The sequence below is a fragment of the Bacillus kalamii genome, from assembly GCF_047238185.1.
Classification (GTDB): domain Bacteria; phylum Bacillota; class Bacilli; order Bacillales; family DSM-1321; genus Bacillus_AD.
Genome location: NZ_JBDFMI010000001.1, coordinates 1657544 through 1678752 on the forward strand (window position 1 = coordinate 1657544; position 21209 = coordinate 1678752).

At 38.6% G+C, this 21209-nt stretch carries 22 protein-coding genes and 1 pseudogene; 20 read left to right on the forward strand and 3 right to left on the reverse strand.

What is annotated here, in order from left to right:
- Positions 1-69: 69 nt before the first annotated feature.
- On the reverse strand, positions 70-333 hold the full coding sequence (locus ABC357_RS08370) for a hypothetical protein (protein ID WP_412887064.1): 264 nt from the start codon (positions 331-333) through the stop codon (positions 70-72).
- A gap of 140 nt (positions 334-473) precedes the next feature.
- Here ABC357_RS08370 and istA point away from each other — a divergent pair, with 140 nt between their 5' ends.
- From istA to ABC357_RS08385, 3 genes are all read left to right on the forward strand, one after another.
- A complete protein-coding gene (istA, locus tag ABC357_RS08375; RefSeq protein ID WP_412885845.1) occupies positions 474-1757 on the forward strand; it encodes an IS21 family transposase in 1284 nt (427 codons plus the stop codon).
- A complete protein-coding gene (gene istB / locus ABC357_RS08380; RefSeq protein ID WP_412885551.1) occupies positions 1757-2515 on the forward strand; it encodes an IS21-like element helper ATPase IstB in 759 nt (252 codons plus the stop codon). Before istA ends, istB begins: the two co-directional genes overlap by 1 nt.
- 361 nt (positions 2516-2876) lie before the next feature.
- The gene (locus ABC357_RS08385) at positions 2877-3308 is read left to right on the forward strand and encodes an NUDIX hydrolase (protein WP_412887065.1); all 432 of its coding nucleotides are present in this window, start codon (positions 2877-2879) and stop codon (positions 3306-3308) included.
- A gap of 181 nt (positions 3309-3489) precedes the next feature.
- On the opposite strand, the gene ABC357_RS08390 is transcribed toward ABC357_RS08385, so the two are convergent.
- Positions 3490-4182, reverse strand: a complete 693-nt coding sequence (locus ABC357_RS08390) for a hypothetical protein (protein ID WP_412887066.1) — start codon at positions 4180-4182, stop codon at positions 3490-3492.
- Between the two features lie 258 nt (positions 4183-4440).
- On the opposite strand from ABC357_RS08390, the gene ABC357_RS08395 reads away from it, so the two are divergent.
- From ABC357_RS08395 to ABC357_RS08475, 17 genes and pseudogenes are all read left to right on the forward strand, one after another.
- Entirely contained in the window at positions 4441-5340 is a 900-nt protein-coding gene (locus ABC357_RS08395) for an ABC transporter ATP-binding protein (RefSeq protein ID WP_412887067.1), read from the forward strand.
- Positions 5333-6139: an ABC transporter permease subunit gene (locus tag ABC357_RS08400; protein WP_412887068.1), complete on the forward strand. Its 807-nt coding sequence runs from the start codon at positions 5333-5335 to the stop codon at positions 6137-6139. Before ABC357_RS08395 ends, ABC357_RS08400 begins: the two co-directional genes overlap by 8 nt.
- 189 nt (positions 6140-6328) lie before the next feature.
- Positions 6329-6448 (forward strand): annotated as a pseudogene (locus ABC357_RS08405) (IS1595 family transposase); the annotation flags it as partial.
- Between the two features lie 228 nt (positions 6449-6676).
- Positions 6677-7252, forward strand: coding sequence for a dihydrofolate reductase family protein (locus ABC357_RS08410; RefSeq protein ID WP_412887069.1), 576 nt, complete (start codon positions 6677-6679; stop codon positions 7250-7252).
- Between the two features lie 373 nt (positions 7253-7625).
- On the forward strand, positions 7626-8807 hold the full coding sequence (locus ABC357_RS08415) for an amino acid deaminase/aldolase (RefSeq protein WP_412887070.1): 1182 nt from the start codon (positions 7626-7628) through the stop codon (positions 8805-8807).
- On the forward strand, positions 8807-10150 hold the full coding sequence (locus ABC357_RS08420; protein WP_412887071.1) for a D-arabinono-1,4-lactone oxidase: 1344 nt from the start codon (positions 8807-8809) through the stop codon (positions 10148-10150). Before ABC357_RS08415 ends, ABC357_RS08420 begins: the two co-directional genes overlap by 1 nt.
- Positions 10151-10419: 269 nt before the next feature.
- Positions 10420-10809, forward strand: a complete 390-nt coding sequence (locus ABC357_RS08425) for a sporulation protein (RefSeq protein WP_412887072.1) — start codon at positions 10420-10422, stop codon at positions 10807-10809.
- Positions 10810-10969: 160 nt separating this feature from the next.
- Positions 10970-12034 carry a phosphotransferase family protein gene (locus ABC357_RS08430; protein WP_412887073.1) on the forward strand — a complete coding sequence of 355 codons (1065 nt, stop codon included), beginning with the start codon at positions 10970-10972 and terminating at the stop codon, positions 12032-12034.
- Complete coding sequence (locus ABC357_RS08435; protein WP_412887074.1) at positions 12031-12789, forward strand: 2-phosphosulfolactate phosphatase; 759 nt, start codon at positions 12031-12033, stop codon at positions 12787-12789. Before ABC357_RS08430 ends, ABC357_RS08435 begins: the two co-directional genes overlap by 4 nt.
- Before the next feature lie 16 nt (positions 12790-12805).
- Positions 12806-14029: an acyl-CoA dehydrogenase family protein gene (locus tag ABC357_RS08440; protein WP_412887075.1), complete on the forward strand. Its 1224-nt coding sequence runs from the start codon at positions 12806-12808 to the stop codon at positions 14027-14029.
- Entirely contained in the window at positions 14026-14799 is a 774-nt protein-coding gene (locus ABC357_RS08445) for an SDR family oxidoreductase (RefSeq protein ID WP_412887076.1), read from the forward strand. Before ABC357_RS08440 ends, ABC357_RS08445 begins: the two co-directional genes overlap by 4 nt.
- 62 nt (positions 14800-14861) lie before the next feature.
- The gene (locus ABC357_RS08450) at positions 14862-15440 is read left to right on the forward strand and encodes a TetR/AcrR family transcriptional regulator (protein ID WP_412887077.1); all 579 of its coding nucleotides are present in this window, start codon (positions 14862-14864) and stop codon (positions 15438-15440) included.
- A gap of 79 nt (positions 15441-15519) precedes the next feature.
- Positions 15520-16242, forward strand: coding sequence for a DsbA family oxidoreductase (locus ABC357_RS08455; RefSeq protein WP_412887078.1), 723 nt, complete (start codon positions 15520-15522; stop codon positions 16240-16242).
- A 164-nt stretch (positions 16243-16406) separates the two neighbouring features.
- Complete coding sequence (locus tag ABC357_RS08460) at positions 16407-16973, forward strand: sigma-70 family RNA polymerase sigma factor (protein WP_412887079.1); 567 nt, start codon at positions 16407-16409, stop codon at positions 16971-16973.
- Entirely contained in the window at positions 16974-17660 is a 687-nt protein-coding gene (locus ABC357_RS08465) for a DUF3600 domain-containing protein (protein WP_412887080.1), read from the forward strand.
- Positions 17661-18888: 1228 nt separating this feature from the next.
- On the forward strand, positions 18889-19521 hold the full coding sequence (locus ABC357_RS08470; RefSeq protein WP_412888615.1) for a methyl-accepting chemotaxis protein: 633 nt from the start codon (positions 18889-18891) through the stop codon (positions 19519-19521).
- A gap of 188 nt (positions 19522-19709) precedes the next feature.
- Positions 19710-20360, forward strand: coding sequence for an NUDIX hydrolase (locus ABC357_RS08475; protein WP_412887081.1), 651 nt, complete (start codon positions 19710-19712; stop codon positions 20358-20360).
- Between the two features lie 14 nt (positions 20361-20374).
- Here ABC357_RS08475 and ABC357_RS08480 read toward each other — a convergent pair whose 3' ends face one another.
- Positions 20375-21013 carry a GTP pyrophosphokinase gene (locus ABC357_RS08480; protein WP_412887082.1) on the reverse strand — a complete coding sequence of 213 codons (639 nt, stop codon included), beginning with the start codon at positions 21011-21013 and terminating at the stop codon, positions 20375-20377.
- Positions 21014-21209 lie beyond the last annotated feature (196 nt).

Genomic DNA, 21209 nt, shown 5'->3' on the forward strand with positions numbered 1-21209 from the left:
TAAAGATACCACTATAAACCCAATTTTTTCTTTGAGGCCTCTTATAGTTTTATTACCCGGTTTATGGCATTACGGATTTTCAATCCCAGCAGCTATAAAGAGAAATCCGGAAACTAAAAAACTAAAAGCGTTTAAGCAAATACCTAAAGCTGTATAACCAAGCGTATCATTATTTCCTTTATTGCTTAACAGAGAGCAAGTTAATCCAATTAACGAAATGACTGCAATTGTGTAAGCCATCGTATAAATTGTTGCATGAGGAATCCTCACACTTACAATAATTAGTAGATTGTTTATAAATGTGACAATCGAGATGATATTGTATTTATTCATTCATTTATTGCTCCTTTTAGGTACATAATCACAATATGCTAAAATAATATAGAAATGCTAATTTAAATATGTACAGTATTGCTCGAATAAATATGTACAAATTTGATATGAATCTACATACTAATCTTGGGGGGATTAGTATGTACATAACAATGAATATTGATATCGATTTTGAGATTAAAAGTCTTTCAGACTTACCGAAATTCAAACAGATTATGGAGCATATGAAAATGAAAATCAATAAAAGTAAGCTAGCAAAGGAATTGGGTGTGGATCGGCGGACAATTGATAAATATCTAAATGGCTTTATCCCAAAAAGAAAAAGGGAAAAGCCCTCAAAGATTGATCCTTATTATGAAATAATAGCCGCATTGTTATCAGAAGATTCAAAACAGGTATTTTATTACCGTCGTATGCTTTGGCAGTACCTAAAAGACAATCATGGATTGGAATGTGGAGCTTCAACCTTCCGTGCGTATATAGCTCGTACACCTGAATTTAATGCCTACTTTGAAGAGGATAAACGTATTTCTTCACCCAAAGGGACAGTCCGATTTGAAACGCCACCAGGTAAGCAGGCCCAATTAGATTGGAAGGAAAACATTTTATTCGAAACCAAAGAGGGAGAAAAGATAGAAGTCAATGTGGCGGCTTTCATTTTATCAAATTCCAGATTCCGAACATTTCAATTAAGTCTTTCTAAGTCACAGAGTACCTTACTTTCTTTTTTAACAGATACTTTTGAAGCAATTGGCGGAGTTCCAGCTGAAATCCTTACGGATAATATGAAAACGGTAATGGATGAAGCGAGGACTGATTATCAACCTGGGAAAGTGAATGCGAAATTTGATCAGTTTGCGAGGGACTTTGATTTTAAAGTCAAACCATGTATTGCAGGACGACCGAGAACCAAGGGGAAAATTGAATCCACAATGAAACTCCTTGATGAAATTCATGCGTACCAAGGTCAACTGACAATGGAGGAACTTCATCTATTCATACAGGATTTAGGGAATAGAATGAATCACCAGATCCATCAAGGAACGGGGAAAATACCGATTATGGAATTCAAAAAAGAAAGGAACCACTTACTCCAGCTACCAACTGACAAAGTAAGAGATTCCTATCGCATCAAACATACACATGTAAAAGTCAATGCATCAAACATGATTTCCTACAAATCGAATCAATACTCTGTACCACCAGAATATCAAGGAAAAAAAGTAGGCTTACAGGTGTATGATGACTACTTGTGGATTTATTATAACATGAAACTGATCGCCCAACATCCAATTAGTAACGCTAAACTTAATTATCAAGAGGAACATTATAAGGCAAGCTTACTTGTTTCCACCCCTCATTATCCTGAAATCGACGATTTAGCAAAACGGAATTTAGCAACGATTGGAGAAGTGTATAAATAATGAATCCAACTACAAACTATCAACAATTATTATGGAATCTTGACTATCTAAAGTTAAAGCAAATGAGCTTACATTTAAATGAAATCGTAGACTTCAGCGTAAAGCATCAGATGTCATTTATCGACACATTAATCAAGTTGACTGCGTATGAAATAGACATACGGGAGAAAAACATGACGCAATCGATGGTGAAGGTCGCAGCTTTCCCTCATTTTAAGGAGGTGAAAGATTTCGATTTTACCTTTCAAACATCGATTAACCAACAGCAGATTCTAGACTTCCTTACATTGCGTTTTATCGAGGAGAATGAAAATATTGTGTTTTTAGGACCAAGTGGTGTCGGTAAAACCCATTTGGCCACAGCAATAGGGATTGCGGCAGCAAAGAAACGGACGAGTACCTATTTTATTAAGTGCCATGACTTGATTCAAAATTTGAGGAAAGCTCGATTAGAAAATCGGTTAGAGAGCCGTTTGAAGCATTACAGCAAATACAGACTGTTAATCATCGATGAAATCGGTTATTTACCGATTGATCACGAAGACGCTAAGTTGTTTTTCCAGCTGATTGATCGAAGATATGAAAAAAGAAGTACCATCTTAACAACCAATGTGAATTTCAAAGCGTGGGATGAAATATTTCAGGAACCTAAACTGGCCAATGCCATATTAGACCGCATTTTACATCATGCGACAGTTGTGCCTATGATAGGTGATTCATACCGATTAAAGGATCATTTAGCAAAAGAGAACGAGTAATTCTGTACATCCTTATCCAAGCGAAAGTGTACATATTTATGTTGACATTTACAAATAATACATTATTTTATATTTTTTAACAAATGTATATTGGTAAGATATACGTAAATAAAGAGAAAATATACATAAAAAGGGAATTACCCTTATGAATATAGTGTCCGGTTTGACCTTGAAGTTTCACAAATGCCATATGCTCTTTTTATTAAAAAATGCCTACATAAAATCAAAATGCCTATTTTGATTACAATAATAAAGAATACGTTCTTAATTAGCGGAAAAAACTATGAAATGTTAGATCGTTTAAATATAAAGAATTTTCAAATCAATAAACTTGTAAAGAGTATGGAAATGGGGAATTCATTTGAGTGAAAACGCAAAAAATAGATACTCACCGCCAAAACATAGTATTTCAGCAGCAACTATAGTAATGAATGAACAAAAGGAGATTTTATTAATTAGAGGACCTAAAAGGGGCTGGGAAATGCCAGGTGGACAAGTTGAAGAAGGGGAGTCTTTGAAAGATGCTGCAATTAGGGAAACGAAAGAGGAAACAGGAATTGATATTGAACTAGTGACGTTTTGTGGCATCTTTCAAAATGTGCACCGTTCCATATGCAATACTTTGTTTCTAGCTAAGCCGGTAGGAGGCAGGTTAACGACTTCACCAGAAAGTTTGGAAGTAGGTTTTTACCCTATAGAGCAAGCTTTAGATATGGTGGAGTTTGGGAATTTTAGGCAAAGGATTGAATACAGTTTGAATGAAAACAAACACCCTTTTTATATTGAATTTTAGTGTTTTTGAAATCCGTTAAAGAGAGACATATAGGCGCTAAAAAAGGACGGCTTATAAGGGTCGTCCACGTGGTATTTATCACTTTTTTCAGCGGTGCAATCTAATATAATTTGCTTGGATTCCAAAACTGCGCTCAATAAATAGAGTTGAATGTCTTTTGAAATTACTGAATTCTGCAATGTTAATGATCATAAAATAGATAATATTTTCTGTAAATTCTGCCTATTTCAGCTTGGTCGATCCTAAATTCTCCCATAGTTGCTTCTACTACAATTTTATCATCTTTTTTAGGGTTATAATCTACTCCATGATTAGTAATGATATGATAGATTCTCTCCATATATTCTATGATTTCTTTCTCTTTTAATGAAGTGCCGCTACGATTATTCGGATTGTTATTAGGATTATGCTTTTGCCAATCTTTTAGGGTGATTGTTTTTCCGTCCGTTTGTAAAATACCATTTGGGTAATGGATTTTCTCCTTATTCGGATTGGTAATCCAGAATTGAAACTGGTTGCCATCCGTTTCAGCCATAATCCTAATGTCATTTTTAAATAGATTATTGATGGGATCAGCTGTTTTTAATGTGTAACGAATCCTTTTGTGCATCAAGTCTAGAACACTGTATTGTTCATATGTAGATAATTGTAAGAACGGCCTCTTTAACGTGATGTATATAAAAATTTTGCCTTCGTTCAAACGAAAATCATAAGAGATCTTATCCATATATAATGAATAATGATCTTCCATTACTTTTTCTGCGATTTTTTTGAACTGATTGTTTTCTAGGTTTGTTTTTATGTTTCCAAAAGTGATTAGGCAAATGAGTAATATAATTGAGAAAATGGCAGGTAAATATGTTTTTGCTTTCATAATTGGACTATAACACATTTTGATAGTTATATTAACATAATTTTTGAACATATTAAAAATTTATAGAAAGAGCTGGATATAGATTGACCGACCTACTTAATGAACAATATACTTTAACTGTTCGAATAAATGGATTTAGCATAATAAAGGAAACGAGTGAAAAGTGACAGGAATGAATAAGAGGCTAAAAAAGATGAAGCTGAATATTAATTAATACATAATGACAAAGTCTTTTTAATAAGGAGGGAAATATATTTTATGGATGATAACGTCATCTGTGTTCAAAACCTCACAAAACTGTATGATGGCAACAAAGGAATCTTTCAGGTTGATTTTTCTGTTGCTAAGGGTCGGGTATTTGGGTTTGTTGGTCCCAATGGGGCAGGAAAGACGACAACACTACGCCATTTAATGGGGTATATTTCTCCGGATGAAGGAGCATGCACTATATCTGGCTTGGATTGTTGGAAGAATGCCTGTGATATCCAAAGGGTAGTCGGCTATCTCCCAGGGGAGATTGTTTTAATGCAAACGATGACAGGCCTTGAATTTCTTGAGTTCATGGCAGATATGCGCGGGATGAAAGATCGGGAAAAGATGAATAGACTAATCGATTTTTTTGAATTAAATCCCCATGGGAAGATCAAAAGAATGTCTAAGGGAATGAAACAAAAAATAGGATTGGTTTGTGCGTTTATGCATGATCCATCTATTCTGATTTTAGATGAGCCGACAAGCGGTCTAGATCCATTAATGCAAAATAAATTTGTAGAGCTCATTTTGCAAGAAAAAAAACAAGGCAAGACAATTCTAATGTCATCGCATCACTTTGAAGAGATTGAACGTACGTGCGATGAAGTGGCGATGATAAAAAATGGGAGAATCGTAGCAATTGAAAACATAGAATTCCTTAAGAGGAACATGATAAAGACTTTCATCGTCACTTTTCAAACACCTTCAGATGCTGGGCTATTTGTCAAGAGATGGAGCCGAGCGGAGTTATGCGCGGATGGTTATCGTGTGGAGTCAGCAGTAAAAGGCAATTTAAATGACTTCATAGAATTATTGGCTGAGTTTCAAATAATCAATTTAGATATTAAAATGGATTCCCTCGAGGAAGTGTTCATGCAGTATTATGGAGGTGCCGTCCATGATTAGCTGGCCATTATTGAAGATAACGATCAAAAACCATTATAAGATCCTTTCAATCTTCTGCCTTGTACTGATCATTTATTTTATGTTTATTGCTTATATGTTTGATCCCAAAGATATGGAAGCGATGAATAATATGACGAAAATGATCCCAAAAAGCTTTGTATCAGCGATGAATTTTGATTCGATTGCTGCTCCTACTTTGGCGGGGTTTCTTGCCTCTTATTATTACGGGTTTTTAATACTATTATTTCCAATGATTTTTAATATAATTGTCTCGAATACTATTATTGCAAAATTAGTGGATCAGGGAGCCATGGCCTATCTTTTGGCCACACCCAATTCCCGAAAGAAAATTGCTTTTACACAGGCGTTGTTTTTATTGCTGTCCAATGTGGCGCTGATAGCTATTCTTTTTATAGTTGGAGCAGGGATATGCCGTATTTTATTTCCGGGAGAACTGGATATCAAATTATTTGTAGAATTGAATGCAGGTGCTTTATTGATACAGCTTGCTGTGAGTGCAATCGGTTTTTTGGCTTCCTGTGCCTTTAATGAAAGCAAACAATCGCTGTCAGTAGGAGCAGGATTGCCTATAGCTTTTTTACTTGTGCAAATGCTTTCTGGAGCAGGCGAAAAATTATCTTTCCTAAAATATGTTACGATCTTTTCATTGTACAATTCGAAGGAATTTGTTACTGGAGAAGCAGATTTTTGGCTTTCTGCCTTCATTTTGGCAATGTTATCAGCAGGCCTATATGTAGCCGGAATATTCCTTTTTACAAAAAAAGACCTTCCTCTATAGTGTGCTTTTAAAAATAGACATTGTGACTCCATAAAAAACACTGCTTGCTTAAAGTGACAGCAGTGTTTTTCTATGTTTGGTTGCACCAACCTGATCTCTCGTCAATTGAAGGAAAGCTTTAACCTTAGGATATCTATTGTTTAGTTTTCATGGAAGACATTGTTAAAGGTAGTTACTGATATTTGATTAATAGGAATGGGAAGAGCAACAATAGAGCAAGTAGACAAGGCAATCGGGCAGAAAAATTCAAAAGAAAATGTTTTATGCACGGACTGTTTGTATACCTTTATACCTTATGCTGCCGAAAAAAGGGATGGATGGGTTGAAGTCACTATGAATGACTTGGTTGAAAAAAAGAAATTTAATGAAAAATATGGAATATATGATACATTTAGGTTGCCTGTGTTAACGATTTTAGCAATGTTTCTTAATGAACTAACTCGTAGATTAAAATAGCAATCCAAAAAGAAACAACCGAAGCTGTAATGTGCTTGAATGGCAAATGAAAATATCCTCTTGAACAAAGGAGAATTGAAAATGAGAAAACTCGTTCTATTTCTGCACGCATCACTTGACGGTTTTGTAGAAGGGCCGAAAGGTGAAATGGACATTGGCTGGGTTGCCTACGATGCTGATTTGGAGAAACACTCGAAAGAAATTCTGAGTACTGCCGACACTGTCATTTGGGGACGGGGTACTTATCAGATGATGCACAGTTACTGGCCATCTGTGCCTTCAACCCCATCAGCTTCGCAGCATGAACGTAATCATGCCGAGTGGATCGAAAAAACAGCCAAAATTGTTTTTTCCACGACGCTTGAGAAAGTCGAATGGAACAATTCCAGACTGGTGAAAGATAATATCGAGGAAGAGATCAAGAAGCTAAAACAGCAGCCAGGCAAGGATATGGTCATTCTCGGCAGTCCTAGGTTCGCACACTACCTTATGCAGCTTGATTTAATAGATGAGTATAAAGTGACAGTTTCTCCCGTCCTGCTCGGCAGCGGGTTACCGTTATTCCGAGGGTTCAAGGAGAAGGTCAATCTTACCCTCATCGAAAACAAGACATTTGATTCCGGAGCTATAGGCCTCATTTACCAGAAGGCTAGATGACCATTTCTCCATGAAGTAGATTAAATGATTGAAGACGATTGCTAAACGACACATAGGCTGCCGGCACACATCGGCAGCCTATTCAATTTCCAGGCAGTTTAGTTATTGTTTGATCCGTTCTCAGCAATTTCTTCTCTTTCCCTTCATCCGAAACAAGTGGGTGAAGGGAATGATCTAGTTATGATAAGGCGGATTCTGCCCCTCAAAGGTGGCGAATCTCAAAGTTGTTTCCCGATAGTAGTGTCCTTGCACCGAATATTTGGCTTCGACAATATTATCGATTGTGGATTGTTATTGAGATTCCTACTTTTGGAAAAGGTGGTTATTGTGTATAATTATCTAAATAATTTGTTTTTTTGAAAGGATGTGTGTAATGGTTTCCCAAAAACAATATGAAACAATATGCAAAATGAATCTTCCCGCTCTTTTTTTGGATCTTTCCGCTTTTGAGGCCAATTGCCGGGCAATTGCTGCCCAAGCGGCAAATAAACGCATCCGTATTGCTACCAAGAGTATTAGATCTGTAGATATCCTCCGTCGGATTCTTGATTCATCGGACGTATATCAAGGACTCATGTGCTTTACGGCTAGTGAAGCATTGTTTCTCCATGAGAAGGGTTTTGATGATCTACTGATTGGCTATCCCTCCTATGATCGGGAGGCCTTGAAAAAGATTGCTGCGGCAAATCAAAATGGCTATCGCATTGTAACAATGGTGGATTCTAATGAACACGTATTGTTTTTATCTTCTCTGGCACAAGAAATGGGAGGATTGTTTCACATATGTATGGATATGGATATGAGCACACGCTTTGCTTCTCTTCATTTTGGGGTTAGAAGATCGCCAATTAATACGGTTGAGCAACTAATTGAATTGGCTGAAGCCTGTGAAAAGATGCCGGGATTAAATGTAATGGGACTAATGGGGTATGAAGCCCAAATCGCTGGAGTAGGCGATGCTGTTCCAAATCAGTTTTTCAAGAACAAAGTAGTTTCCTTCATGAAAAAAGCATCTTTGGAACAAATTGCTTCCAGAAGGAGACAGGCTGTTGAGGCTTGCAGCAAAATTGGAATTTCTCTAACTATTGTGAATGGCGGAGGAACCGGTAGTTTAAGGTCGACACGAGAGGAACCGGTAGTGACAGAAGTTACTGTCGGATCAGGTTTTTTTTCTCCTTTATTATTTGATTATTATCGGCATTTTTCTTATAGGCCATCCCTCTTTTTTGCTTTGCCAGTCGTCAGGAAAGCCTCTGAAGACATTTATACGTGCTTAGGGGGCGGCTATATTGCATCCGGTACACATGGAATCGATAAGGTACCGGAACCATTTTATCCGGAAGGCGGGCGATTATTGCCTCTTGAAGGGGCCGGTGAAGTGCAAACACCGGTTTATTATAAGGATGCTATGCTTGCTGTCGGGGAGGCTATCCTTTTCAGGGCGGCGAAGGCTGGTGAAATATGTGAACGTTTTCATGAGATCAATCTGCTTCAGGATGATCAGATTGTTGGAAAGTGTCTAACGTACCGAGGGGAAGGGAAGTGTTTTTTATAATGGAAACAATCGAAAATCAAAAATGGAGCAACTGGTCTGGAACAAGTGAAAGTATTCCTGAAAAATGGTTTTACCCTGCTACAATTGAGGAAGTGGCATCCATCGTAAGGTCAGCCCTGATTGCACAGAGGAAGATCAGGGTTGTTGGTGCAGGCCATTCATTTACAAAGCTGGCACATACGGATGAATGGCTTATTTCATTAGATCGCTTATCCGGGATTATCGAAATAGATGAAACAAACATGGAGGTTACGGTATTAGCGGGTACGAGATTGCACCAGCTTGGAAAAGTTTTAGGAGAGAAAGGATACGCCCAAGAGAATCTGGGGGACATCAATGTGCAAAGCGTTGCGGGAGCCGTCTCAACCGGCACACATGGTACCGGCCTTGCATTTGGTAATATATCGTCACAGGTAAAAGAACTTGTGGTTGTTACTGCTACTGGTGACTTATTGACTATTTCTAAGACGGAAAATAGCCATCTTTATGAAGCGAGTCTGGTATCTTTAGGGATGCTGGGTATCATTGTCCAACTGACACTAGCAATAATCCCGAGCCCCGTTTATGAATATAAGAGTGAAAAGTGCACCTTCCATCAACTGGAAGAGCAATTTCTTGATTTGATTGATAACCATCGCCATTTTGAATGCTATCTGTTTCCATACAGTGATATTGTCCAATTAAAAACAATGAATATTACTTCACAAAAACCGCAAAGTTTACGTATACACCATTTCAAAAACCTCATCTTAGAAAATTATTTATTCTACCTCATCTCTGAAACATGCAGAATGATGCCATCCACAAGCCCATTCTTCAGCAAACTTTCAGCGAAGGCAGTGGGTACAGATAAAGTCTCGTCATTCAGCTACAATCTGTTTGCCACTCCACGACTTGTCCGATTTAGGGAAATGGAGTATTGCATCCCATTGGAACACGCCCTGGCAGCTTTGAATGATATCCGGGATGCCATTGAAAAGAATCATTATCATGTCCATTTCCCGATTGAATGCAGAAGCGTAAAAAAAGACGACAGCTGGTTAAGCCCTTCGTTTGAAAGGGACTCCTTCTATATTGCTTTCCATATGTACAAGGGAATGGATCACCATAGGTATTTTAACGATATGGAAACGATTATGGCAAAGTATGGAGGTCGCCCGCACTGGGGAAAAATGCATACGAGAAGTTCAGCAGATTTACAGCATATGTATCCAAAATACAGTGATTTTTTGGCTATCCGCGACCAATTGGATCCTGCAGGCATTTTCATGAATGAGTATCTTTCCTCCCTTTTTCCGGCACAGACGGAAAAAATAGAAATGGATAATATCGGAATGCTCTAACTGTCGTTTCTTCCTTATATCTTGTTTTCTTCCTGGGGATGTACAATGTGCCAAACAGCATGATATTTTATAATTGACTTCCCACTAATCATCAGATATGATGTTCAAAGAACAAATCAACAAGACCAAGCAGTACAATTACTTAGATAGGCCTAAACCTTATTGCAGCGCTTTTTATTAGGCCTGAATATCCACATACACATAGTTTGTTTATTGTACCGGCTAACACCCATCATCTGTTATTTTGATTTACAGGAGGCAAATGCAAAGTGTTGAAAAAATGTATGCGTCTTTTAAACATTGGTTGCACGAACGTCAATTTAGTTCTGGAAGCGAAAGAATTTAAATGCGGGGATATTGTATCAGGCCATTTTCATTTAACGGGCGGTCGCATGAATGAAACCATTAAGAGACTCGAATGTGATTTATTAATTAAAGATGCCAAAAAACAAAAAGTAGTCTCGAAGGAAAGTGCGGCTACCATATTAATGACGAAAACATTGAATAATGCTGAAAGTGTCCAGATTGCCTTTAAATATCAATTGCCGGATTATTTGCAGCCAAGTTCAGATCAAGTCGTTTATATTTTTCATACACGGGTTATTTTCCATGATAACCATAAAGGCATCGATTATGATGAAATTAAAATTTGTTGCTGAAGAGGCAATAGATAAGCGGTCCAATAGGGCCGCTTTTTTGGCGCGCTATTGTTTGAATAATAAAATAACAATGGATTTTTACTAAAAGATGGAATAAAATATAGAGGGAGATTTTTTTTAAATAAAACATACCAACCGGTTAGTCAGGAGAGTGGGGAATATGTTGATGAAGGATACGAAAGCAGTTAGGCATGGAGAAGAATTAGATATTCATAAAATTGAACCCTTTATCCGCAGGCAGTTAGAGGGCCTTCCAGAAGCACCGTTTATCGTTGAACAGTTTTCTGCAGGCCATTCAAATCTTACGTATTTACTGAAAACGGGCGACTGGGAGGCTGTCCTCCGGAGGCCGCCTCTTGGGCCAGTTGCTCCGAAGGCCCATGATATGGAAAGGGAATTTCGAATATTGACAGGGTTGAATCCGGTTTTTGCATTAGCGCCTAAGCCGCTTCTATACTGTGGAGATGACCAGTTGACCGGCAGCCCTTTTTTATTGATGGAAAGGAAAAAGGGCGCAGTCCTTGACACTGAATTTCCCGGAGGAGTCAATGTGACGGAAGAAGTATGCCAAGATATTTCCACCGCTATGGTTAAACAATTGGTGAATCTACACAGTATTGATTACCAAAATACTGGCCTGGCTGAACTTGCACAGCCTGATGGATTTATGGAAAGGCAAATTCATGGTTGGATAAAAAGGTATGAAAGAGCGAAAACCGATGATATTAAAGGGGTCGATTCTTTGCAAGGATGGCTAATAGACCATTTGCCGACTTCCGCCGAACCAGCCATTATCCATTATGATTACAAATTGAATAATGCCATGTTTTCTCCAGACTTGAGAGAAATGATTGGCTTGTTTGATTGGGAAATGGCTACGGTTGGAGATCCTCTGGCTGATCTGGGAGCAGCAATGGGGTATTGGACAGAAAGCAGTGATCCGGATTTAATCAAATATGGACTTGGGAAACCGCCAGTCACCGTGAATAACGGCTTTTTCAGCAGAAGAGAATTTGTTCAATTATACAGCAGCCTGAGCGGCAGGGATGTCAGCAATATCCATTATTATATAACATTTGCTTATTTTAAGTTGGCTGTTATTTGCCAGCAGATCTATCTTCGCTATCAGAAAGGGCAAACCAATGACCCAAGATTCCAGGATCTGGGGCATACTGTAAAAAGCATCATACAGCATAGTATCAATACCAGCCAGGAAGCTTTATGAGCACAAGAAAGATCCATCTGCTGCTGACAAAAGAGCATATACGGCCGGATTGGATGGATGAACGGAAAATAGCAGTTGTTTTTGATGTCCTGTTGGCAACATCAACCATTGTTAGTTGTTTATCATTCGGGGCAAAAAAGGTCTATCCCGCATTCAATGAGGAAAAGGCAATAGCGCTAGCCCAGACTATGCCTGAAGGTTCAAGTGTTTTGGCCAGCGAGTTGGACGGTAAAACGATAAAAGGCTTTACCCAACCAACGCCGTTGTATCTAAGAAAGAATTGTTTAGACAAGCATGTCATTCTTGCAAGTACAAATGGAACAGTAGCCATTGGATGCAGTTCAGGTGCGCACAAAACGTATATAGGCTCCATAATGAATATAGAAGCTACGGCACAATCCCTCATGGAAGATTGCTGTGACCGCACGATCATGATTGTATGTGCAGGTTCGGCGGGCAATTTTTGTATGGAGGACTTTCTGGGGAGTGGCCTTTTACTGCAGTCGTTAAGCACCTATACAAATCTGCTAATGAATGATGCCGCCATGGCTGCCTACTGTCTTGCCGGCAAGAAACCGATGGATATTACGGAGGTGCTGAAGCGGTCAAAAACAGGAAGAATGCTTGTGGAAAATGGGTATGGGCAGGATATTGAATGGATAGCGAAACAGAATGCCATTCCATTTTCGGCCATACTTGATGAAGATGGCTTTATCAGAAAAAAGGAAGAAAAACATACTGACTGGTTAGTATAAGGGAGGGCTACTATACATGAATTTTGAATACAGTGATAAAGTAAAGGAACTTCAGCAAAAAGTGCAGTCATTTATGGATAAGGAAGTGATTCCATCCGAAGCCTTATTCGAGGAACAGTTATTGAAAGATAACCGCTTTGCTGTGATACCCCCTATCATGGAAGAATTGAAATCGAAAGCGAAAAAACAGGGATTATGGAATCTCTTTTTGCCTGAAAGTGAATATGGAGCTGGTTTAACCAATGTGGAATATGCCCCCTTGTGTGAAATTATGGGGCAATCGATTATTGGGCCGGAAGTATTTAATTGCAATGCACCTGATACAGGGAATATGGAGGTGCTTGTCCGTTATGGAAGTGCCGAACAGAAAAAAAACTGGCTGGAGCCTCTTTTATCTGGTGAAATCAGATCCTGTTTTTCGATGACCGAACCGGATGTCGCTTCTTCTGATGCAACCAATATTGAAACAAGCATTGTACGAGACGGAAGTGACTACGTGATTAATGGGACAAAGTGGTGGTCTTCCGGTGCGGCTGATCCCCGTTGCAAGATTGCTATCGTCATGGGAAAAAATGATGCATCAGCATTAAAATATGAGCAGCAATCGATGATTCTAGTACCGTTGGATGCTGAGGGCGTTACCATTAAACGTTCTCTTCCCGTTTTTGGATATGACCATGCACCTCATGGCCACGCTGAAATAGAGTACAACAATGTAAGGGTTCCTTTATCCAATATGATATGGGCTGAAGGGAAAGGATTTGCTATTGCACAAGGACGCCTTGGCCCTGGAAGAATCCATCATTGCATGCGTGCAATAGGCGCAGCCGAGAGAGCATTGAAAGAGCTATGCATACGCGTCAACGGACGGGTAGCCTTTGGAAAGCCGCTTTCCCGTCAAGGAGTCATTCAGGATTGGATTGCTGAAGCAAGAATCGAAATTGAACAGGCCAGGCTTCTTACAATGAAGGCAGCCTATATGATGGACACAGTCGGCAATAAAGAAGCCAAAGCTGAAATTGCAATGATTAAGGTGGTTGCACCTAGAATGGCTCTAGGAGTACTGGATAAAGCAATACAGGCTTTCGGTGCAGCAGGAGTCAGCGATGATTATACTTTAGCAGCCAGCTGGGCTAATCTGCGCACGCTCCGTTTAGCAGATGGTCCGGATGAAGTCCATAAAAGAGCGGTTGCACGCTATGAATTGAATAAGTACAAGCATAAGGAGGCTATTCAATGATTAATCATCCTTTATTCGACTTAAGCGGAAAAACAGCCATTGTAACTGGGGGAGCAAGAGGGCTTGGCCTTCAAATGGCCATCGCACTGGCAGAAGCAGGAGCCAATATCATGATTTGTTCCCGGAATGCCGAAAAGAATAATGAAGCACTTGATGAATTGAGACATAAGGGAATCGATGCATATTCAATGAAATGCGATATAACGAACCCTGAAGAGTGTGACAATGTCGTGTCGAAAACACTGGAACAATGGGGCTGTATCGATATCTTGATTAACAATAGCGGCGCTTCTTGGGGTGCACCAGCTGCTGACATGCCTTTGGAAGCCTGGAATAAAGTCATGAATGTGAATGCTACCGGCACCTTTTTAATGTCACAGGCTGCCGGGAAAGTGATGATCAAACAGCAATCCGGCAAAATCATCAATATTTCTTCAGTAGCCGGTTTAATCGGAACAAATCCGGATGTCATGGATACAATCGGGTATAGTGCAAGCAAGGGGGCCATACTGTCATTAACCCGTGATCTGGCCGTTAAATGGGGAAGGGAAGGAATCAATGTGAATGCGATAGCTCCCGGTTTTTTTCCTACAAAAATGTCTAACGTATTAATTGAGCGGAGCCATGATGCCTTATTGGCCGGTACCCCCTTGAACCGATTCGGAAATGATGAAGATTTAAAAGGTGCTGTCATATTTTTAGCCTCAAAGGCGTCTGATTATGTAACAGGAACTTGCCTGACTGTGGATGGAGGAATATCCATTATGTAAAATAACCTATATGGTATAATGGAACCAAAAAGCGCACACGGACAAAGAAAGGTACATGATACATGAGAGAAAAGATTTTGCAGGCAAGTATCGAACTATTCGGAGAAAAAGGGTATAAGGAAACAAGCATACAGGATCTTGTTGCACATATAGGCGTGACAAAAGGTACTTTTTACTACTATTACGCTAGTAAACAATCCATCTTAAACGACATCTGCATGGATTACATCCACATTTTATTGAAGAAACAAACCGATATCCTAAATAATGGATCATATGATTGCGTCCAAAAATTAAGAAGCATGGTGCTTATGCTTCTTAAAAGCATTAAAGATCAACGGAGCAGTGCCAGAATATTCTTCAGAGATATGAGAAGCCTTGAAGAATCACAATTTAAGCTGATTAAGGAACAAAGAGATCTGTTCCGGGATCACTTTCAAATGGTGATCGATGAAGGAATCAAGCAGGGAGTGTTCCGCAAAGACCTTCAAGCGGATATGGTTACGTTTGGAATTCTTGGAATGGCAAATTGGACCTATTATTGGTATCAACCGGATGGGAAGGTCAGTGAAGAACAATTAGCGGACATTTTCCTCAATATGGCATTGAATGGCATACTGGCAAAAATGGATGCTGAGTGAAGTCGAGTTCTTTGAAATAGGAACTTATACACCCTATAATAGCGTAAGTACATATTCATATACGCTAGGGGGAATAGGAATGAAAGTAGATGTTTGGTCTGATTTTGCTTGCCCTTTTTGTTACATAGGCAAACGCCGCTTCGAGCAAGCTTTGAAAACGTTTGATCATCAGGATGAAGTAGAGGTATCTTTTAAGAGCTTTCAATTGGATCCATATGCAAAAAAAGAAAGCGACCAGAATATATACAGTGTTTTGGCTAAAAAACAGGGAGTATCCATTGAACAAGCAAAGGGCTTCACAGAACAGATTTCACTCCAGGCCAAGGAATTGGGTCTTGATTACCGCTTTGATACAATGATTTTGACAAACACGTTTGCTGCCCATCGATTAAGCCATTATGCAGATAAACAAGGCAAAATGTATGAGATGATCGAGAGGATCCTTCATGCTTACTTTACCGAATCAGCCAAAATCAGTGATTATGAGGTGTTGGCAGACTTGGCTGCAGAAGTTGGCTTGGACAGAAATAAATCCATGAAGGTACTTGAGGATGGCACTTTCAGTGAAGATGTCCAGAACGATCAGCAATTAGCATCTCAAATGGGTGTCCAAGGTGTACCGTTTTTTGTTTTTAACCAAAAATATGCTGTCTCCGGCGCACAGCCAAGCGAGGTCTTCACAGAAGTATTAAATAAAGTCTATGAGGAAGAAAAACAGGCATCTCCTGTCCAAATCATACAGCCAAATCAATCTGGAACATCAAATGGCGGCATGTGTGATGACGGTTCTTGCTCCATATAATATATAGGCTCCCTAATAAGGGGGCTTTTTTTTTATGTGAATCATTCTATTTGTAGCCGAATAATATGTTATTATTTTCCTGTCAAACAACATAATGCGTTTCTTTTCGAACTTTTTCTTGAAAAAGAACCAATATATAGTAAAACCGTGCAGGAGGTACAGAGATGAATGAAGATGAACTGCGACAGTCAATTAATAGCGTATTGTCCGGTAAAGCCGATGCCTTTAGTATCCTTTATGATGGAACGATAAATCAGCTGTATAAAAATGTGGTGTATTTAATGGAAGAAAGGCAAGCAGTTGATGACATCATTCAGGAAATCTATATTGAGGCATTCAAATCGCTTAAAAAATATGATCCTTCAAGGTCATTTTTTGCTTGGTTGATGGGAATTGCCATTAGGCAAATACATAATTACAAAAGGAAAAAATGGAGAATTTTTTCGATTGAAAAAAAAGCTAAATATTTACGGAATGAGCATACTGGAGACTTTTCTGGTGATATAGTCAACCAAATGACGAATCAGAAAATAAGGGATTTGGTCGATGAATTGCCTTATAAGTTGAAGCAAGTGGTCATATTGCGTTATATGAACAATTTTACGGTAGAGCAAACTGCCCGGATTCTGGAAATCCCAATAGGAACGGTAAAATCCCGCAATCATGCTGCCATCCGAAAGCTAAGCCAGCAGCAAGATACTTTAAATCTATTATGTGAAGGAGGAATATAAATGCTGCCAATGGATGAAAAGATTAGGCATGCTGTACAAGAAATTGATTTGGAGCCACCGGCACTCTTGAGGCATTCCGTCCTTAACGCGGTAAAAACCACCTCTATTCGAAGGAAAAAGAAAAGGCCGTTATTGATTTCAGCTATGATTGCCGCCTTATTGCTGCCTTCAAGCGCTTTGGCATACAACCACACACTTGCAGATGATTTGTACGGGTCTTTTGAACAAATCAAAAAAAGAGTCACTTATTTTACTATGGATAGTTATTTCCTAGTCAATGTTAAATTGTCTGCTGCAAAGGGAGAACTGGGGGATAGTGAGTATGAGGATTTTAAGGGAATGCTTCAAAAAATCACAACTGCAAAAATGAAGTATGGCGATAAGTATGGGAATATCGATTACGATCTATTACCCCATCATAAAGTACAGGAACTTAAAGGAGTTTATATGGACATTCAGCCTTTTTTTGATTCATTGAACCATGAACAATCATCTAAATCTCTGTTAAGCCAGGCGGATTATGAACAATACATTGACGCCTTAATGCTGCATGAAAAAATTCTTGTGAAAAATAAAATTAATCCAAGCGATAGATATAAAATAGCAGATATTAATGCGGTAGACCAGGTTGCTTTTGAATATGCTGAACATATCATCGATACCGTAAATGAGCGGATAAGCCATTAATTGCAAAGAGTGGATGTTATTTTAGGAAAATAACATCCACTCTTTTTTCCAATAATTACTTACAAATACTATGCATTTTTGGACGATAAAAAGAATATGAAATGATTAGACAATGGAGGATAAATACATCATGAAACGAAAGTCATTAAAGAAATCAATTATTTTATTGCTTTTCAGTTTAATATGCATCATGCTTCTTTTTAATATTGGTATAATATATTTTAATTCCAGCAAGTCAATTATCGGTACGTATAAAGAGACGGGAGAAATGAACGCCAGCAGGATTGCTTCACAAATAAACCCTTCTGACTACCAGGAATTCTTGAATAATCCCGAGAATGGGAATTATTATGATAGTTTAATACGTAAATTGAATGATATAAGAAAGAAAGCCGGATATTTATATGTATATACTATGGGTGCTGATGGTGAAAAATTGAAAATAATGGTAGATGGCCAAGATAATCCTGTAGATATAGGTTCCGCTGTAACTGCCACACAATATTCGGATGTCGAGTCTGTTTTGAAAGGCAAAACAAATAGCAGCGACATCGTAAACGATCCTGAATTCGGAGACTATCTTTCTTCGTTCGCCCCGATCAAAAATGAGAGCGGGGAGGTCATCGGAATTCTGGGGATAGAAATGGATGCAACAGCGGTCAAACGTGTCCAAAATGATGTTCTTAAATCGACGCTGCCATTCATTATTGCCATAGCGGTAATAGTTACTGGTCTATTGCTTGGTATCGTTTATATGTATTTAGGGAAAAAGCTGAACCCTTTAAAGCGTTTGACTAAGGTTGCTCAATTTATCACAGAAGGTGAAGTGGAAAAAGCAAAAACACAGATCAATGAACAAAATGTTACATCCAATAATGAAATAGGCCAACTATATAAATCAATTAAAGAAATGACAAACACACTTGAACTATTGATTACTAAGATGTTGGGGGTTTCCCGCTCATTAAATGAACGGAGCGTTCAATTAAATGAGACTTCTAAGGAAGTGTCAGAAGGAGCAAACCAAGTAGCCACTACAATGGAAGAAATGGCATTAGGTTCTGAATCGCAGGCCCATCTGGCAACTAGTTTGAATGAACATATGCAGGAATACTCAACATTGAACCAATTGACAACCATGCAAGGCAATGAAATAGCCCGTGCAACAAGCCAAGTATTAGAGGAATCGAAAAATGGAGCAAATCTGATGAACGATTCTAGAGGGAAAATGGAAGAAATATATACGATTATTAACGAATCAGTCGATCAGATCACTGTGTTGAATGAGCAAAATCAAAAAGTATCTTCTTTAGTATCGTTGATAAGCGGAATAGCAGATCAAACCAATTTATTATCATTAAATGCGGCTATTGAAGCTGCTCGTGCCGGAGAACATGGAAAAGGATTTGCCGTTGTTGCAGAGGAAGTGCGAAAGCTTTCAAATGAAGTATCGAATTCGGTCAATGGCATTCATTCCATTGTTGATGAGGTGACGAATAATTCAGTCAAGATGGTTGATATTCTAGAACGCGGTTTAGAAAAAGTAGAAAACGGGCGGACTAACCTTATTCAAACAGGTGAAACCTTTAATACGATTTCCACGTCCATCTCTTCGATGAATGAACTGGCAATTGCTATGAGTGAACAGTTATCAGCTGTTTCTGCTAAGGAAGAAGAAATTACTGCTTCTGTTGAAGAGGTAGCCTCCATTTCCCAAGAAAATGCAGCGGGTATTGAAGAGGTTTCGGCTTCGGGAGAGGAAATTTCAGCGTCGATGGAAGCGTTAAGCCAACTGGTTGAAGATCTGCATGAAACCTCAAAAGAGCTTATCGATATTGGAAATCAATTCAAAGTTCAATGATCCGTTTTACGCCCCTTTCCTGGCATGTTAAAGAAAGGGGCGTTTTCAATGAATAAATAAGCCTTAATACATAAGTTGATTAAAAAACTATATTCTCCATTATTGGAAAATTGATGCGGCAAAGTGCTTGATAAGGAAAAAAATGGTATAATGTATAAGTGCCATATAGGGAAGATGGGAGGAAAGAGTTGAAATTGAATATAGAGGATTTAACACGTGCTGAACCATTTTGTGCAGGTGTTTTGCTACGCAAAGAAGAAGCATTATTGGTCACCTTGAACGAGGACCACTTGCCAGCCGGTTTAGCCTGTAGAGCCTTTAGGGTTGGGTGTGTAGGCGGAGGGCAGGAAATGGGTGAAACGATTCTTCAATGCGCGCTCCGTGAAGGACAGGAAGAAACTTCATCAAAGATAGAATTGATTTCTTCAGATGAATCGCATTTAGTTGATTTTGAAACTGGACAATTAATCAAGATTGAGGTCAGCGACAAGATTAAACCCTTTCTGTTTGAAAAAAATCGTAATCCTACTCCGGAGAAACCCTATAAAAGAGGGCTACCTACAGGGCCTTTCGTCTATGGTGCGGTTTATCAAGCTGTAGTACAAAACGATAAACGGTTGGAAGCTGGGGATGATGTAATCGGACTATTGTGGATAGAGCCATCACATTGGCCATTGATTGAAAACGGTTCAACTTTACGGGAGTTAATCAACAACGGGGCAGATTTGATTTCCTACCATGGGCATACTTTAGATGTGCCTTTATGGGCCCCAGACAATGAATCAACGGGATTCATTTGCAGATTGCTGTCGCATACCAAGAAAACCGGTACTAGGTAGTACCGGCCACTTATTTATATTTTCATTTCCTGAAGTTTATATAAATCCATATTATCTTTTATGGTCTTCATCTTATGGTCCAAATAATGGACCATTTCTGCAGCGGATTTTAATTCGGATGTTAATTCAGTAGGTACCTCTTTATCAAACTTGTAATAAATTTTATGCTCGAGGCTGGCCCAAAAATCCATGGCGATTGTTCTGATTTGAATCTCTACACAAACTTTCTCTGTATGGTCTGACAAGAAAACGGGTACTTCAACTAAAAGATGAAGGCTCTCATAACCATTTGCTTTTGGTTCTAAAATGTAATCCTTCACTTTAAGTACACGAACATCATCCTGTTTTTTTATAATGTCATAGATTTTGTAGATATCAGAGATAAAGGAGCAAATGACCCGGATTCCGGCAATATCTTTTATGTGCTTTTCGGCATTTTCGATTGTGGGCTCCAATCCTTTTCGTTCAAGCTTAAGAATCGCACTTTTTGCATTCTTGATCCTTGATTTAATATGCTCAATTGGATTGTGGTCGTGCAAGACTTGGAATTCTTCATTTATAATATTTAATTTTGTACTTATTTCATCCAGTCCGAATTTATACTTCATCATAATATACTGCCATTGTTTCAAATTTGTTTCGTCTATCACCATTTTGCATTATCTCCTGATTGAAAATTTCGTCTTGCGCATTGGATACATAGAATACACATTCATTTTAGGGCATCGCTATTTAAATTCATAGCAAGAAGGCTCAAAAAACTAGATGCAAGCAGTTTTTGTTCATAGAATTGTAGATTTTTTGGAAATGAAAAAGGATTGTCAGTCAAAAAAGGATGTTAGTGTTATT

Bases quoted from the DNA above. Each gene is read 5' to 3' on its own strand.
- ABC357_RS08370 (WP_412887064.1), bottom strand. From the start codon at position 333: ATGAATAAATACAATATCATCTCGATTGTCACATTTATAAACAATCTA.
- istA (WP_412885845.1), top strand. From the start codon at position 474: ATGTACATAACAATGAATATTGATATCGATTTTGAGATTAAAAGTCTT.
- istB (WP_412885551.1), top strand. From the start codon at position 1,757: ATGAATCCAACTACAAACTATCAACAATTATTATGGAATCTTGACTAT.
- ABC357_RS08390 (WP_412887066.1), bottom strand. From the start codon at position 4,182: ATGAAAGCAAAAACATATTTACCTGCCATTTTCTCAATTATATTACTC.
- ABC357_RS08395 (WP_412887067.1), top strand. From the start codon at position 4,441: ATGGATGATAACGTCATCTGTGTTCAAAACCTCACAAAACTGTATGAT.
- ABC357_RS08400 (WP_412887068.1), top strand. From the start codon at position 5,333: ATGATTAGCTGGCCATTATTGAAGATAACGATCAAAAACCATTATAAG.
- ABC357_RS08410 (WP_412887069.1), top strand. From the start codon at position 6,677: ATGAGAAAACTCGTTCTATTTCTGCACGCATCACTTGACGGTTTTGTA.
- ABC357_RS08415 (WP_412887070.1), top strand. From the start codon at position 7,626: ATGGTTTCCCAAAAACAATATGAAACAATATGCAAAATGAATCTTCCC.
- ABC357_RS08420 (WP_412887071.1), top strand. From the start codon at position 8,807: ATGGAAACAATCGAAAATCAAAAATGGAGCAACTGGTCTGGAACAAGT.
- ABC357_RS08430 (WP_412887073.1), top strand. From the start codon at position 10,970: ATGTTGATGAAGGATACGAAAGCAGTTAGGCATGGAGAAGAATTAGAT.
- ABC357_RS08435 (WP_412887074.1), top strand. From the start codon at position 12,031: ATGAGCACAAGAAAGATCCATCTGCTGCTGACAAAAGAGCATATACGG.
- ABC357_RS08440 (WP_412887075.1), top strand. From the start codon at position 12,806: ATGAATTTTGAATACAGTGATAAAGTAAAGGAACTTCAGCAAAAAGTG.
- ABC357_RS08445 (WP_412887076.1), top strand. From the start codon at position 14,026: ATGATTAATCATCCTTTATTCGACTTAAGCGGAAAAACAGCCATTGTA.
- ABC357_RS08450 (WP_412887077.1), top strand. From the start codon at position 14,862: ATGAGAGAAAAGATTTTGCAGGCAAGTATCGAACTATTCGGAGAAAAA.
- ABC357_RS08455 (WP_412887078.1), top strand. From the start codon at position 15,520: ATGAAAGTAGATGTTTGGTCTGATTTTGCTTGCCCTTTTTGTTACATA.
- ABC357_RS08460 (WP_412887079.1), top strand. From the start codon at position 16,407: ATGAATGAAGATGAACTGCGACAGTCAATTAATAGCGTATTGTCCGGT.
- ABC357_RS08465 (WP_412887080.1), top strand. From the start codon at position 16,974: ATGCTGCCAATGGATGAAAAGATTAGGCATGCTGTACAAGAAATTGAT.
- ABC357_RS08470 (WP_412888615.1), top strand. From the start codon at position 18,889: ATGGAAGAAATATATACGATTATTAACGAATCAGTCGATCAGATCACT.
- ABC357_RS08480 (WP_412887082.1), bottom strand. From the start codon at position 21,013: ATGGTGATAGACGAAACAAATTTGAAACAATGGCAGTATATTATGATG.